Raw genomic sequence first — 14,774 nt, 5'->3', positions numbered from 1 at the left:
GTAGCTGACGAGGGTGCTCATGCGGACTGCGTGCCTTTCTCCCCAGAGGACCCGCCTTGTTCCCCGCGCGCCGCCCTCACGCGGAGGGAGGGCGCGCACCGGCCGGCGGGCGACCGGGGCGCACTGTAGCAGACCCACATGTGGAATCAAGTTCCGCGAAACTGATTTTCGTAATGCGGAATAAGCGTGGCTGTTGGGCGCGGCTAGCGGCAGGCGCGGCCCAGCAGGGCCGCGCCTGCCGCTAGCCGCCAACCTGCGGTTCTTCAAAGGGAAAATGTAGGCGCGCCGGCCCGTTCGCCCGCGCGTGGCGCGGGCGTCGGCATCGGCGGTGCGGGACAACGTCAGGCGTAGGTGGAGCCGAAGGCCTGGATCTTCTTGGTCATCTCGACCAGACGGGGGCCGAGGTCCTGCTCCAGCCGCTCGCGGTTCAGCAGGTAGGCCGGGCCGCCGCAGTTGAAGGCGAGCACGGGCATCTCGCTCTGCGGCGGGCGGAAGGGCACGGCGATGGAGTTCACCTCGGAATGCCACTCGCCGATGTTGGTGCAGAAGCCGCGCGTGCGCACCTCCTCCACCGCGCGCAGGATCTCGTCCTCCAGGCGCGGCCAGCGCTCCTCGCCGGCGCGGGCGCGGATCTGGCGCATCAGGACGGCGCGCTCCGCCTCGTCGGTGCCGGCCAGATAGGCGCGGCCCATGCCCGAGCGCGCCAGCGAGATGCGCGAGCCGACGTTGAGCTGCAACGACACCACGCCGCTGGAGCGCGCGCAGGCGATGTAGATCATGCTGAGGTCGTCGCGCCCGCCCAGCGCCACCACCACGCCGTTGCCGGCGTATTCCGCCAGCTCGTCCATGTAGGGCTGGGCGGTGTCGCGGATCTTCATGCCGCCAAGGCAGGCGTAGCCCAGGCCCAGCACCGGCACGCCGATGCGGTACTTGCCGCTGTCTTCCAGGTAGACGAGGTAGCCGAGCTTGGAGAGCGTGTAGGTCAGGCGCGACACGGTCGCCTTGGGCAGGCCGGAGCGCTGCGCCAGCTCCTGGTTGCCCAGCGGCCCGTCGGAGGGGCGGAAGCAGCGCAGGATCTCCAGCCCGCGGTAGAGCGCCACCACGAACTGCCGGTCCCCCGGGAAGGGGCCGTCGCCGTCCAGCGCCTGGATGTCGGCGGCGGTGTGGTTGACCCGTTTCTTCACGGCAGGAAACTCCAAAGGGCAGGCGGTGCGGCTCCAGCCTGTACATACCATCCGATTCGCAGGAATCCAGCGAAAAGGCGTGGCTTCCTATACGAACGGGTGGGTCATGCCTGCGCCGGATGCGACCGCCGCTCCACGCGCCGCTCCTGCGCGCGCAACGCCAGCGCCAGCGCGCAGCCGGTCAGGCAGGACGCCGCGACGAACAGCGGCACCGCCCCCCAGCCGAGGCGCGAGGCCAGCAGCCCCACCAGCGGCGCCCCGGCCAACTGCCCCAGGTAGGAGCCCTGCATGACCATGCCGCTGGTGCTGGACACCAGCTGCGGGCGCGGCGCGAAGGCCGGCGCGGCACCCATCACCGTGGCCGGCAGCAACCCGCCGAGTACGGAGTAGAGCAGGCACAGCGCGTAGCCGGCCGCCACCGGCAGTGCCGTGGAGAAGATGCCGGCCGCGCACGCCGCCATGGCGGCGAAGGCGATGCCGACCAGCGCCCAGCGCCGCAGGCCGCGCATCGCCAGCCAGCCGGCCAGCACGTTGCCGATCGCGTTGAACAGCACCGCCACCCCGACCAGCCAGGACGACGCGTCGGCGGCCAGCCCGCGCTCCTCCGTCAGGAAGGTCGGCAGGAAGCCCAGCACGGTCATGAAGCACAGGCTGTACAGGAAGAAGCTGCCGGCCAGCGTCCACGCCGCCGGGCTGCGTCCGACCGCCAGGACCACCGAGGCTCCCGGCCAACCGGTACGCGCACCCGCCGGCATGCCCCGCGTTTCCACCGCCAGCGCGACGCCGACCAGCGCCGACACCGCCGACGCCGCCCACCACACCGCCGGCCAGTCGAAGCGGGCGAGCAGGAACGGCGAGGCCGCCATCATGGCCGACACGCCCAGCGGCAGCCACGCCCCCCACAGCCCGAAGGCGAATCGCACGTCGCGCGGGGCGGCGGAGCGCCAGATCAGCGCCGGCACCGACACCGCCACCAGGATGGACCCGGCCCCCTCCACCGCGCGCCCGGCGAACAGCGCCGCAGCACCGCCGGGCGCAAGGGCGGACAGGCTGCCCAGCAGGCTGCCGCCGGTCAGCAGCGCCATCCCCAGCAGCACGCCGCGCCGGTGCCCCACGGCGTCGGCCCCGGCGCCGATCGCCGTGCCGGCGGCGGCGCCGATCGTGGCGATCAGCGACAGCACCCAGCCGGCGCCGACCAGATCGAGCCCGAGGTCGGCGCGAAGATCCGGCATGGCCGGCGGCACCTTGCCGATGTGCAGCGCCGCCGCCACCCCGGCGGCGACCAGAAGCAACACGCGCGGCCAGCGGGTGGCGACGGGCGGGGCGGGAGGGCTCATGACGGCGGACTCAACATTGGGGAGCGCCCGTGCGGCGCGCGGGTGGGCGGGTGAAGGCCTTTGTCAATCAGTAACGAGATTCTCGAAAATATCGACTTTTTTCTTGACTGCCGGTGGTGGCGCCGTCAGGTTCGCGTCCTACGGGTCCGGAACCTGCTCCCGCTGGTTCCCCCGGGGGCGAAGGATTGTCCGTCGCTTCGCGTCCGTAAACTGGCCGTTCCCTGTCGTGGGGAACGGCTTTTTCTCACGCCGTGGGTGCGGCATCTTGTGATGGTTATCACGGCGCATCATCGGTTGCGCGGACTGCATGGCCGATATACCCTCATCGAATGTGGGTACCGCCGGAATCCCTCGAAAGTTCTATGACATTTTACTAGTTTCCGATGCATCGCCCGCGCAGGCGGGCCGCCGGTGTCCGGCACCGGCACGAATCACCAACGAAAAGAACGGGATCGGGGAGGGGAGCGTGGTGAAGCACGACGGCTGGTGGGCCGTGGTCGCCCTGCTGGCGGCCATCGGCTGCGTGGCCCTGGGCTGGGTCGGCGCCGCCGGGGCGGCAAGCACGGGGGCGGCGCTCGCGGTGTGGACGCTGGCGGCGGCCGGGGCGCTCGGCGCCGGGCTGCTGCTGCTGGTGCAGCACCGGCTGGCGCGCGCACAGCTCGCCGCGATGCCGGTGGCCGAACGAACGGATATACCTCCGGCCGAGGCCGCTCCGGCGGCGGCGGACGCCCGCGCGCTGCTGCTGGAAACCTGCTCGATGATCGAGGCGGACCTGACCGCCACCATGCGCCGGGTGACCGACCACAACCACGCGGTGGAGACCGCCATCGGGCAGGTGGACGAGGCGGTGGAGGGCATCCGCCAGCAGGCGGTCGCCGTCGCCGCCGTGGCCGAGCAGGCCAACGCCAACGCCACCGGCGTGGCGTCCGCCACAGAGGAGCTGTCGGCCGCCAGCCGCGAGATCGCCGGGCAGACCAAGCGCTCGCGCGACGTGGTGCACCGGGCGGTGGAGACCGCCTCGGCCGGCGCCGAGACGATCGGCCGCCTGCGCGACGCCGCCACGCAGATCGGCGACGTCGCCAAGCTGATCAGCGAGATCGCCGGGCGCACCAACCTGCTGGCGCTCAACGCCACCATCGAGGCGGCGCGCGCCGGCCAGGCCGGGCGCAGCTTCGCCGTGGTGGCGGAGGAGGTGAAGCGCCTGTCGGTGCAGACGCGCGACGCCACCAACACCATCGGCGAACAGATCGCCGCCGTGCGGGAGGCGGTCGCCGGTGCGGCGTCGAACATGGAGGACGTGGTCCGGGCGATCGAGGAGATCGACATGGTCGCCACCACCGTCGCCTCCGCGGTCGAGCAGCAGGAAGCGGCGACCTTCGAGATCAGCCGCATCGCCGGGGAGGCCGCGACCGGCGCCCAGCAGGTGCTGGCGCGGGCGGAGGCCATCTCCACCGGCACCGGCGCCACCGTGGCGCTGTCGCACGAGCTGTCGGTGAAGGCCAAGGACACCAGCGGCGCCGTCGCCGACCTGGGCCGCCGGCTGGCGATCGGCCTCCGGCAAAGCGCTGCCGGCGACCGCCGCACCGCCGACCGCATCCCGGCGCGCATCGCCGGCCGGCTGGACCTGTCGGGCCGGGTGCGGCCGGTGACGACGCTGGACCTGTCGAAGGACGGCGCGCTGGTGCAGGGCGAGGGCACGGGCACCAGCCAGGCCGGCGAGCAGGGCACGCTGGAGATCCCCGGCATCGGCCCGCTGCCCTGCCAGGTGACGACGCTGAGCGAGTTGGGCGTGCACCTGCGCTTCACCGACGTGCCGGCCGGGCCGGCCGCCGGGCTGGCGGCGAAGCTGGCGGCGCTGGAGACCGACGACGCCAAGTTCATCGCCGCCACCCGCGACGCCGCGGCCGGGATCATCCAGGCGCTGGAGGGCGCGCTGCGCGACGGCCGCGCGACGATGGACGACCTGTTCGACGCCGATTACCGCCCGGTGCCGGGCACCGACCCGCAGCAGTACACCACGCGCTTCACCGCCCTCGCCGACACGCTGTTCCCGCGCTTCCAGGAGCCGGTGCTGGGCCTCGACCCGCGCGTCGTGTTCTGCGCGGCGGTCGACCGGCGTGGCTACCTGCCGACGCACAACGCCAAGTTCTCCCAGCCCCAGCGCACCGGCGACCCGGTGTGGAACGCCGGCAACTGCCGCAACCGCCGCATCTTCGACGACCGCGCCGGCCTCGCGGCCGCGCGCAACAGCCGCCCGCACCTGATCCAGGCGTACGAGCGCGACATGGGCGGCGGGCGCAAGATGCTGCTGAAGGAGGTCGACGTGCCGATCCTCGTGCGCGGCCGGCACTGGGGCGGCCTGCGGCTGGCGTACGAGTTCTGATGGCGTCGTGGCTGTTGGGTTTTGCGGCTGGCGCCTCAACCCAACCTACGGCGCGCGGCTGCCCCGTAGGTTGGGTTAAGCGCAGCGCAAACCCAACGTCGTGAACGTCGTCATGAGGCTCACGCCCGCCGCCAGATCCCCTTGCCCGGCAGCCGGTCGCGGCCGTGCGGGGCGTCCAGGTCCTGGGCCGGGCCCTTGGGCACGATCAGCGTCGGGTTGATCGCCGGGTTGACGTAGTAGCCGCGCTTGATGTGCTCGATGTTCACCGTCGCCCGGATGCCCGGCCACTGGTACAGCTCGCGCAGGTAGTCGGACAGGTTGGGGTAGTCGGCGATGCGCCGGACGTTGCACTTGAAGGCGCCGTGGTAGGCAGGGTCGAAGCGCACCAGCGTCACGAACAGCCGCCAGTCGGCTTCCGTCAGGTGCTCGCCCGCCAGATAGCGGCTGGCGCCCAGCCGCTCCTCCAGCGCGTCCAGCGTCTCGAACAGCGTGGTGACCGCCGCGTCGTAGGCTGCCTGGGAGCGGGCGAATCCGGCGCGGTAGACGCCGTTGTTGACGGTGGCGTAGATCCGCTCGTTCCAGGCGTCGATCTCCGCGCGCAGCGGCTCGGGATAGAGGTCCAGCGTGTTGCCGGTGACGCCGTCGAAGGCGGTGTTGAGGATGCGGATGATGTCGGCCGACTCGTTGTTGACGATGCGCCCCTCGCGCATGTCCCACAGCACGGGCACCGACACCTTGCCGGTGTAGGTGGGATCGGTCGCGGTGTAGAGCCGGTGGTGCTGGCGGATGCGGCCGGCGGCGGAGCCGGCGTCCTGCTCCTCGGCGTAGACCCAGCCGTCCTCGCCGATCACCGGTTCGGCCACCGACACGCCGATCACGTCCTCCAGCCCCTTCAGCACGCGGACGATCAGCGTGCGCGACGCCCACGGGCAGAGATAGGAAACGAACAGGCGGTAGCGCCCGGCCTCCGCCGGCAGCGTCGGCTTGCCTTCGGCGTCGGGCGCGCCGTCCGGCGTGATCCAGGTGCGGAAACGCGTCGGCTCGCGGTGGAAGGCGCCGTTCTTCGTTTCGCTCTCCGCGATCGGGCCCTTGACCCACTCGCCGTTCACCAGACCGGGCATGGCACGCTCACTTCCGTTGCGGCGGCCAGGGGCGCCGGATGGCACCCCCGTCCACAGGTTCAGGCGAGGCCCTCGGCGGCCCGCGCCGCCTGGAACGCCGGCCGCTCGGCCAGACGCCCCATGTAGGCGGCGAGGTTCGGCCAGGGGCTCAGCTCAATGCCCATCGGCTTCGCCCAGCAGACCACCACGAAGGCGTAAACATCCGCCACCGTGAATCGGTCACCGGCCAGGAACGGCACGCCGGCCAGCCGGCGGTCGAGGACCGCGAGCTTGGCGGCCAGCGTCTCCTTGACGGTCGCCTTGTAGGCGTCCGGCGTGGTCGGCCGGAACAGCGGGCTGAAGCCCTTGTGCAGTTCCGTGGCGATGAAGTTCAGCCACTCCAGGACGCGGTAGCGCGCGGCCGAGCCGCCTTCCGGCAGCAGGCCAGCCTGCGGCGCCTGGTCGGCGATGTACTGCAGGATGACGGCGTTCTCGGTCAGCACGTCGCCGTCGTCGAAGGCCAGCGTCGGCACCTGCCCCTTGGGGTTGACGGCCAGGAAGTCCCCGCCGTCCTCCGTCTTCTTCGTCGCCAGATCGACCTTCACGAGGTCGAAGGCCAGCCCCGCCTCGCGCAGCGCGATGTGCGGCGCCAGCGAGCAGGCGCCCGGCTTCATGTACAGCTTCATGGTCAAGCCCTTTCTCTTTAAGTCGGCGTCAGGACTTGACCGCCTCGGCCTCGATCAGCAGCGTGATCTCGTCGCCGATGTTGGGCACGCCGTACTTCATGCCGAAGTCGGAGCGCTTGATGGTGCCGCGCGCCGAGAAGCCCGCCGTCTCCTTCTTCGAGGCCGGGCTGACGCCCTCCTTGTTGAAGGTCACGTCCAGCACCACCGGCTTGGTGACGCCCAGCAGGGTCAGGTCGCCGTGCAGCTTGCCGCTGGTCTCGCCCGTGCGCTCGACCTTCGTGCTCTTGAAGGTCAACTGCGGGAACTCCTTGGCGTTGAAGAAGTCCGGCGAGCGCAGGTGCTCGTCGCGCTTGGCGTGGTTGGTGTCGACGCTGGCGGTCTCGATCACCACGTTGACGGCGTTGTTCTGCACCGCGTCCTTGTCGAAGGTGACGTCGCCCGACACCGTGTTGAAGCGGCCGACGGCGTTGGCGAAGCCCAGGTGGTTGACGATGAACACCACCGCCGTGTGGGCCGGGTCGATCTTGTAGGACACCGGCGCGGCGAAGGCCGGGGCGCCAATGGCGACAATGGTGGCCGAGGCGAGCAGGGCGGCGGCGAACAGCTTCTTCATGTCGGGACTCCGAAAGGCAGGGAAGGTTGGATCAGTACGGCGACGCTTCGCCGCCGGTGAGGAGGTAGGCGGCGCCGATGGCGGCGAGCGCCGGAAGGATGGCGATGACGGTCATCGCCGCGGTGCCGGCCGCCCGGCCGAAGCCCGTCTCGGGCAGCGGCAGGCGGCGGCGCAGATGGTCGGCCAGGACGGCGGGCAGGGCGATCAGCAGCAGGGCGGCCTGCGCCTGGGTGAAGAAGGCCAGCACGGCGGCCAGCAGCACCACGATGCCCAGCGCCGCCTGCCCCGACACGCCCCAGGCGTGCCGCTCGACCGGCCAGTTCCACAGGAGGAACCCGCCCGTGGCGGCGGCCAGCGCCAGCGCCGCCTGCGCGATGGAGGCGGAGGAACCGATCAGCGCCGTGCCGCCCACGGCCAGCGCCAGCGCCAGCAGCACGGCGGCCGGCGCCGCCGGCCCCTCGGCGCGGCTGGGCAGCCGCCCGAAGGCGACCCAGGCGCCCACCGCCAGCAGGATCAGCGCGGTCGCAACGTCGGCCGCCGAGGCGATGGCCGGGGCCGCGATCCAGGCGAGCGAACCGCTCAGCCACACGGCGACCAGCGCCGAGGCGGCGCGCCCGCGCAAGCCCACGGTGTCGGTCGCGAGGCCCAGCGCAAGGCCGACGGCGGCGGACCAGAACAGCTTGCCCATGCTGGACGGCGGCGGCAGGGCGGGGACGCCGATGACCAGCGCGAACACCGCCAGGAAGGCGGCGGCGATGCCGGCCACGGCGATTCGCCGCCCCACGGCGGCGCCGCCGGCGACGCGCAGGACGCCCACCAGGGCGAAGCCGAGCGCCAGCGGCAGGGCGCTGGACTGGACGAAGGGGTCGTTCAGCAACTCGTTCATGGTGCACCGGGGGTGACGGGCGTCTCTTCCCCGCGAACGTAGTATGTGCTCCAATCAGCGGGAATTCGGAGATTTTGCAGGAAGCATCTGCATGGATGCACAGGGCAACTGGGACGACCTCCGCCACTTCCTGGCCGTGGCGCGCCATGGCTCGCTGTCGGCGGCGGCGCGCGCGCTGGCGGTGAACCACACCACCGTGCTGCGCCGCGTCGCGGCGCTGGAGGCGGCGCTGGGCGTGCGCCTGTTCGACAAGCAGCCGGGCGGCTACGTGCTGACCACGGCGGGCGAGGAGATGCAGCGCGTGGCCCTGCGGGTGGAGGAGGATCTGGCGGCGGCGAACCGCCGGCTGTCCGGGCGCGACGCGCGCATCGGCGGCACGCTGCGCGCCACCACCATCGACATCCTGGCGCTGCACGTCCTGCCGCGCCACGTGGCCGCCTTCCGCGCCGTGCATCCGGAGATCCGCGTCGACCTGACCATCGCCGAGGCGTCGCTGAGCCTGACCCGGCGCGAGGCCGACGTGGCCATCCGCTCCACCAACAAGCCGCCGGAGAACCTCGTCGGCCGCGCCGTGGCGGGGCTGGCCTTCGCCGTCTACGGCGCGGAAGCCTACCTGGACCGGGCCGGGCAGCGCGACCTGGCGCGGCACACCTGGGTCGGCCTGGACGAGGGGTTCGACCACACCAGCATCGGCCGCTGGCTGAAACGCACGGTGCCGGCCGACCGCATCGGCCACCGCGTCAACTCCGTGGCGGTGGAGGTGGAGGCGGTGTGCGCCGGGGTGGGGCTGGGCCTGCTGCCCTGCGGCCTCGCCGACCGCCGGCCGGAGCTTCGGCGCATGAGCGAACCGGTGGAGGAGGTGATGACAAAGATCTGGCTGCTGACGCACGAGGACTTGCGCCAGATGGGCCGCGTGCGCGCCTTCATGGACTTCATGGCCGACGCCTTCGCCACCGAGCGCGACCTGCTGGAGGGCCGCCGCGGCGCCTGAACCCCGCCACTCTATGTTGCAGTGCACAGTAATGTGATACGGACTGTCGCCTTTTGCGTAATTTTCCCCCTTTCGAGTGAGTATAATTTTCTGTACGCTAATCCTTCGAAATGAAACTTTTCCCGTCCGGAGACGTCGCGTGCGCCCACGGCAACGAGGATTCATCCACCGGTTGACGATCGCGCCCACCCTGTTCCGGTGCGCGCCGCGATTACCGGCCGTGATGGTCCTGCTGGCGGCGGTGGCGGGACTGATTCCTTGGCCGGCCGCGCGCGCCGCCGACCGGGTGGTGAACGTGGCCGTGATGGAGGCGACGCCGCCCTTCAGCTACCGCGAATCGGACGGCACGCTGACTGGCTTCAACGTCGAGATCATGCGCGAGCTGTGCCGCGCCATGAAGGCGTCCTGCAATTTCGAGGAGGTGAAGTTCCAGGACCTCCCCGCGGCGGTGTCGTCGGGGCGCTACGACTACGGCCTCGCCAACTTCCTGCGCACGCCGGAGCGCGAGCAGATCCTCGCCTTCTCCGCCCCCTACTGGCGCTCCAGCTCCAGCCTGATCGGCTCGGTCCGCGAACTGGAAAAGCCGCTGGTGGAGGCGGTGCGGGGCCGCTCGGTGGTGGTCATCGGCGGCTCGCGCCAGTTCGCCTACATGAAGCGCCTGGAGGGCGAGCTGAAGAAGCTGGTCGTCGTCCGCCACCTGGAGAACGTGTGGGAGGTGCTGAACGCGCAGGAGGCGGACTTCACGCTGCTGCCGACGCTGGCGGCACTGCCCTACCTGATGTCGCAGACCGGCAAGGACTTCACCACCATCGGCCTGCCCAACAGCGAGGACGGGCTGGGCGGCACGGTGCACGTCGTGATGCCGAAGGGCCGCGACGACCTGAAGGCGGCGATCGACGAAGCCATCGGCGCCATCCGCGTCGACGGCTCCTACCAGCGCGTGAACCGCCAGTATTTCCCCTTCGACGTGTTCTGATGCGGGCACGTTGGGCCGCCCTTCGGTTGGCCCAACCTACGATGCGCTCGTAGGTTGGTGCCAAGCGTCAACGCGGCCCAACATCGTTTCCGCGCCTAGAACGCCCCCCGGAAGCCACCCACCGGCACGTCCACCGGCCACTCCCCGATGGCGGCGGTCAGCGCCGCTTGCGCCCGCTCCAGCTCGGCCGGGCTGAGGCCTGCCTGCGCACCGGCTGCGTGCAGGATCGCCGCCGCCGTCGGGTCGTAGCCTTCCAGCAAGGCCAGCGAGCTGGGCGACGGGTGGTCGGGCACTCCCAGGCGGGCGGGGGCGGCCTTCAGCGCGCCGAACGCCTGCTCCGTCACCCGCGCCACCACCTCGGCACCCAGGCCCAGCGTGCGCCAGCCGGTGTCCACGGTGACCAGCCGCCCGGTCTTCTCCACCGACGCGACCACCGGCTCGATGCGCAGCGGGCGCAGCACCGCCAGATCGATCACTTCGCACTCCACCCCCACGGATGCGAGCGCGGCGGCGGCGCGCTGCGCCTCCAGCACCATCAGCGAGGTGGCGACGACGGTGACGTCGCGGCCCGGCCGCACCACGCGCGGCCCGTCCAGCGGCGTGCGGTAGTAGCCCGTGGGCACCGGCCCCGTCTCGTCGTGCAGCCAGCGGTGCTCCAGGAACACCACCGGGTTCGGGTCCTCGATGGCGGCGATCAGCTGCCCCTTGGCTTCCGCGGGGGAGGAGGGCATGACCACCTTCAGCCCCGGCACCATGGCGAACATGGCCTCCAGGCTCTGCACGTGCGTCGGGCCCTGGCCCCAGCCGCGGCCGATGCAGGCGCGGATGACCAGCGGCACCGGCCGCTCGCCACTGGTGAGGTAGCAGGACTTGGCGGCGTGGTTGACGATCTGGTCCAGCGTCAGCAGCAGGAAGTCGGTGCGCATGCACACCATGACCGGCCGCATGCCGGCCATGGCGGCCCCCACCAGGGCGCCCATCACGCCGTTCTCGGCCAGCGGCATCTCCTGCACGCGGTCGGGGCCGTACTTCTCCAGCAGGTCCGTGGTGCTGCCGAACAGGCGGCCGGGCGCCGTGGCGCCCTGGCCGATGACGAACACGCTCGGGTCGCGCGCCATGCACAGATCCATGGCGTCGCGCAGCGCCGCCGCCAGGGAGATGGTCTTCGTTTCGGTCGTGACGGCGGTATCAGGCATAGACGTGCTCTCCGGCGCTGCTCCGCGCGGGGAAGGGGGCGGCCAGAGCCGTGGCGAAGGCGGTGTCGATCTCGGCCGTGAAGGCGGCGGCGAAGTCGCGCTCCGCCGCGTCGCTCAGCGTGCCCGACGCGGCGAGGTGCGCGCGCGCCCGCTCCACCGGGCAGCGCCGTCGCCACTCCGCCACCTCGTCCGACGTGCGGTAGCCGCGTTCGATGTCGTCGATCGGCCCGGAATGCGCCATCCAGCGATAGGTGTCGCCGACGATCAGGCTCGGCCCCTCGCCGCGGCGCGCCCGCGCCACCGCCTCGTTGGCGACCTCGTGCACGGCGAAGACGTCGTTGCCGTCCACGGTGAAGGAGGGCACGGCGTGTCCCTTGGCCAGATCCTCCAGCGGGCGGTCGGGCTGGCGCTCGTCCAGGGTGGCGCAGACGGAATAGAAGTTGTTCTCGACCACGAACAGCACCGGCAGCTGCCGGTGCGAGGCGAAGTTCAGGCTTTCGTGCACCACGCCTTCCTCGCACGCCCCGTCGCCGAAGAACACCACGGCGACGCTGTCGCGCCCCTGCATGCGCATGGCCATGCCGACACCGTTGGCCAGCGGGATGGCGCCGCCGACGATGGGCGAGCTGACCAGCATGCCCGCCGCCTGATCGTGCAGGTGCATCGACCCGCCGCGACCGCCGCAGCAGCCCGTCGCGCGCCCGAACATCTCCGCCAGCATGCCCGTCAGGTCGCCGCCCTTGGCCAGGTAGTGGGCGTGGCAGCGGTGGTTGCTGAGCACCTGATCGTCCGGGCGCAGCGCCGCGCAGACGCCGACCGCCATCGCTTCCTGCCCGATCGAGAGGTGAACAGGACAGCGCATATGCCCTTGGTTATAGCGCGCAGCAACCGCCTCCTCGATCATTCGAATTCGAAGCATGTCGCGGAAGAGTGCGATCTCGTCGTTCACAGCCCTGAACATCCCTACATATTCCCCCAACGCTCGGCGGCGGAGAATAATAGGAATCGAACTTTAAGGCTATGAAGTATCGGATGCGACAACAAGGCGCGGTTCAGGTATCGCCGTCCTGTGTCTTCCCGGTATCGGCGCAAGGAACCGCCAACTCGTCCAGCCGGGCAAGGTGGGGTGCGGCGATGTCGCGCGCCGCCGCCTCGATGGCGCGGAAACGCTCCACCAGCTCGTGCCCGACGGCGGTCAGCTCGGCGCCGCCGCCGCTCTTGCCGCCGACCGTGGCCTTGACCACCGGCTCGCGGAACATGGCGTTCATGGTGTCGATCAGCAGCCACGCCCGGCGGAACGACATGTCCAGCGACCGCGCCGCGCCCGAGATGGTGCCGGTGTGCCGGATCGCCTCCAAGAGCGCGATCTTCCCCGGCCCCACCGCACCCTCCGGCAGCAGCAGCCGCAGCCGCAGCGCGGAACCGGGGGAGGCGGGGGTGGGGGAGGCGGCGTCGTGCGTCATGCGGAAAACCCGGCTGGCTGCGGAAAAACCCGACTGGCTGCGGACAACCCCGCGGACCGTGCGGGGACCTAAGTATCAGCGCAACCCGCGCGGCTACGAAAGTACCATTTACCGGAGGGCCGCCGGGAGGGCATCTCTATGGGGGTCGCTATGACGGAACGATCATAGCGACCGTTAGGACAATTTCGCCATATCGCCGTGGGAGGCCGCACCGTGATCCATCAAGCGCTCGACCAGCTGTCCAAGAGCATCGCCCTGCGCCCGAAGTACGACAACTTCATCGGCGGGCGGTGGGTCGCCCCCGTGCAGGGCGCCTATTTCACCAACCTGACGCCGATCACCGGCAAGCCGCTGTGCGAGGTGGCCCGCTCCACCGCCGAGGACGTCGAGCTGGCGCTGGACGCGGCGCACAAGGCCAAGGACGCCTGGGGCCGCACCTCGCCGGCCGAGCGCGCGCTGGTGCTCAACCGCATCGCCGACCGCATGGAGGAGCGGCTTGAGGTCCTGGCGCTGGCCGAGACGCTGGACAACGGCAAGCCGATCCGCGAGACCCGCGCCGCCGACATCCCGCTCGCCATCGACCACTTCCGCTACTTCGCCGCCTGCATCCGCGCCCAGGAAGGCTCGATCGCCGAGATCGACCACACCACCTACGCCTACCATTTCCACGAGCCGCTGGGCGTGGTGGGCCAGATCATCCCGTGGAACTTCCCCATCCTGATGGCCGCGTGGAAGCTGGCCCCGGCGCTGGCGGCCGGCAACTGCGTGGTGCTGAAGCCGGCCGAGCAGACGCCCATGGGCATCCTGGTGCTGATGGACATCATCGGCGACCTGCTGCCGGACGGCGTGCTGAACGTCGTCAACGGCTTCGGCATCGAGGCGGGCAAGCCGCTGGCCACCTCCAAGCGCATCGCCAAGGTCGCCTTCACGGGCGAGACCTCGACCGGCCGCCTCATCATGCAGTACGCGTCGGAGAACATCATCCCCGTCACGCTGGAGCTGGGCGGCAAGTCACCGAACATCTTCTTCGCCGACGTGATGGCCGAGAACGACGACTTCTTCGACAAGGCGCTGGAAGGCTTCGCCATGTTCGCCCTCAACCAGGGCGAGGTGTGCACCTGCCCCAGCCGCGTGCTGGTGCAGGAATCGATCTACGAGAAGTTCATGGAGAAGGCGGTCGCCCGCGTGCAGGCGGTGAAGCAGGGCCACCCGCTCGACCCCGCCACCATGATCGGCGCCCAGGCGTCGGCCGAGCAGCTTGAGAAGATCCTTTCCTACATCGACATCGGCCGGCAGGAGGGGGCGAAGATCCTCACCGGCGGCGGCCGCACCCACCTGGGCGGCGAGCTGGAGAGCGGCTACTACGTGCAGCCCACCATCCTGGAAGGCCATAACAAGATGCGGGTGTTCCAGGAGGAGATCTTCGGGCCCGTCGTCGCCGTGACCACCTTCAAGACCGAGGAGGAGGCGCTCGCCATCGCCAACGACACGGCGTTCGGCCTGGGTGCCGGCGTGTGGAGCCGCGACGGCAACCGCGCCTTCCGTATGGGCCGCGCCATCCAGGCCGGCCGCGTGTGGACCAACTGCTACCACCTCTACCCGGCGCACGCGGCCTTCGGAGGCTACAAGCAGTCGGGCATCGGCCGCGAGACGCACAAGATGATGCTCGACCACTACCAGCAGACCAAGAACCTGCTGGTCAGCTACAGCCCGCAGGCCCTGGGCTTCTTCTAAGCCGTTGCCTGCTCCTCCCCCGGCATCGCCGGGGGAGGGTGGGGCAACGGCCTGCCCGAGGATCCAACCTAATGGCTCTGCCCGCCCGGGCGGTGCGCATCGCCACCCGCGTCACCGGCGCGGGCGGCACTCGGTCAGCAGCGGCTTGGTGTCGAAGAAATCCTTGCCGGTGAAGGCGCTGAGCGTCGCCTCCCCCTTGTGTTCCCACCATTCCAGGCCGGGCTG

Annotated in this window: 13 protein-coding genes; 4 read left to right on the top strand and 9 right to left on the bottom strand. The window is 70.8% G+C overall.

What is annotated here, in order from left to right:
* Nucleotides 1-341 precede the first annotated feature (341 nt).
* Both VED21_RS29815 and VED21_RS29810 read right to left on the bottom strand, forming a co-directional pair.
* On the bottom strand, nucleotides 342-1,184 hold the full coding sequence (locus tag VED21_RS29815) for an IclR family transcriptional regulator (protein ID WP_324888969.1): 843 nt from the start codon (nucleotides 1,182-1,184) through the stop codon (nucleotides 342-344).
* Between the two features lie 104 nt (nucleotides 1,185-1,288).
* Nucleotides 1,289-2,521: a CynX/NimT family MFS transporter gene (locus VED21_RS29810; RefSeq protein WP_324888967.1), complete on the bottom strand. Its 1,233-nt coding sequence runs from the start codon at nucleotides 2,519-2,521 to the stop codon at nucleotides 1,289-1,291.
* A 466-nt stretch (nucleotides 2,522-2,987) separates the two neighbouring features.
* On the opposite strand from VED21_RS29810, the gene VED21_RS29805 reads away from it, so the two are divergent.
* Nucleotides 2,988-4,904, top strand: coding sequence for a methyl-accepting chemotaxis protein (locus VED21_RS29805; RefSeq protein WP_324888965.1), 1,917 nt, complete (start codon nucleotides 2,988-2,990; stop codon nucleotides 4,902-4,904).
* 119 nt (nucleotides 4,905-5,023) lie between these two features.
* Here the strand turns inward: VED21_RS29805 and VED21_RS29800 are convergent, their stop codons facing one another.
* The 4 genes from VED21_RS29800 to VED21_RS29785 are packed head-to-tail and all read right to left on the bottom strand — an operon-like array spanning nucleotide 5,024 to nucleotide 8,189.
* Entirely contained in the window at nucleotides 5,024-6,025 is a 1,002-nt protein-coding gene (locus VED21_RS29800) for a glutathione S-transferase family protein (protein ID WP_324888963.1), read from the bottom strand.
* 59 nt (nucleotides 6,026-6,084) lie between these two features.
* Nucleotides 6,085-6,690 (bottom strand): glutathione transferase GstA, encoded by a 606-nt coding sequence (gene gstA, locus VED21_RS29795; RefSeq protein WP_324888975.1) that lies wholly within the window; start codon nucleotides 6,688-6,690, stop codon nucleotides 6,085-6,087.
* Nucleotides 6,691-6,718: 28 nt separating this feature from the next.
* On the bottom strand, nucleotides 6,719-7,303 hold the full coding sequence (locus VED21_RS29790; RefSeq protein WP_324888961.1) for a YceI family protein: 585 nt from the start codon (nucleotides 7,301-7,303) through the stop codon (nucleotides 6,719-6,721).
* A 31-nt stretch (nucleotides 7,304-7,334) separates the two neighbouring features.
* Nucleotides 7,335-8,189 carry a hypothetical protein gene (locus VED21_RS29785; protein ID WP_324888959.1) on the bottom strand — a complete coding sequence of 285 codons (855 nt, stop codon included), beginning with the start codon at nucleotides 8,187-8,189 and terminating at the stop codon, nucleotides 7,335-7,337.
* Nucleotides 8,190-8,280: 91 nt separating this feature from the next.
* On the opposite strand from VED21_RS29785, the gene VED21_RS29780 reads away from it, so the two are divergent.
* Together VED21_RS29780 and VED21_RS29775 are read left to right on the top strand one after the other, a co-directional pair.
* Complete coding sequence (locus VED21_RS29780) at nucleotides 8,281-9,180, top strand: LysR family transcriptional regulator (protein WP_324888957.1); 900 nt, start codon at nucleotides 8,281-8,283, stop codon at nucleotides 9,178-9,180.
* Between the two features lie 223 nt (nucleotides 9,181-9,403).
* Nucleotides 9,404-10,156: a transporter substrate-binding domain-containing protein gene (locus tag VED21_RS29775; RefSeq protein WP_324888973.1), complete on the top strand. Its 753-nt coding sequence runs from the start codon at nucleotides 9,404-9,406 to the stop codon at nucleotides 10,154-10,156.
* 95 nt (nucleotides 10,157-10,251) lie between these two features.
* Here the strand turns inward: VED21_RS29775 and VED21_RS29770 are convergent, their stop codons facing one another.
* From VED21_RS29770 to VED21_RS29760, 3 genes are all read right to left on the bottom strand, one after another.
* Nucleotides 10,252-11,352 (bottom strand): alpha-ketoacid dehydrogenase subunit beta, encoded by a 1,101-nt coding sequence (locus VED21_RS29770; protein WP_324888955.1) that lies wholly within the window; start codon nucleotides 11,350-11,352, stop codon nucleotides 10,252-10,254.
* Entirely contained in the window at nucleotides 11,345-12,271 is a 927-nt protein-coding gene (locus VED21_RS29765) for a thiamine pyrophosphate-dependent dehydrogenase E1 component subunit alpha (RefSeq protein WP_324888971.1), read from the bottom strand. Before VED21_RS29765 ends, VED21_RS29770 begins: the two co-directional genes overlap by 8 nt.
* 133 nt (nucleotides 12,272-12,404) lie before the next feature.
* The gene (locus VED21_RS29760; protein WP_324888953.1) at nucleotides 12,405-12,815 is read right to left on the bottom strand and encodes a winged helix-turn-helix domain-containing protein; all 411 of its coding nucleotides are present in this window, start codon (nucleotides 12,813-12,815) and stop codon (nucleotides 12,405-12,407) included.
* 213 nt (nucleotides 12,816-13,028) lie between these two features.
* On the opposite strand from VED21_RS29760, the gene adh reads away from it, so the two are divergent.
* The gene (gene adh, locus VED21_RS29755) at nucleotides 13,029-14,549 is read left to right on the top strand and encodes an aldehyde dehydrogenase (RefSeq protein WP_324888951.1); all 1,521 of its coding nucleotides are present in this window, start codon (nucleotides 13,029-13,031) and stop codon (nucleotides 14,547-14,549) included.
* The last annotated feature ends 225 nt before the right edge of the window (nucleotides 14,550-14,774 follow it).

Origin of the sequence: Azospirillum sp. (genome assembly GCF_035627195.1) — a bacterium.
Classification (GTDB): domain Bacteria; phylum Pseudomonadota; class Alphaproteobacteria; order Azospirillales; family Azospirillaceae; genus Azospirillum.
The sequence above is the reverse complement of the archived record's forward strand: the minus strand, read 5'-3'. Positions and strand labels throughout refer to the sequence as shown.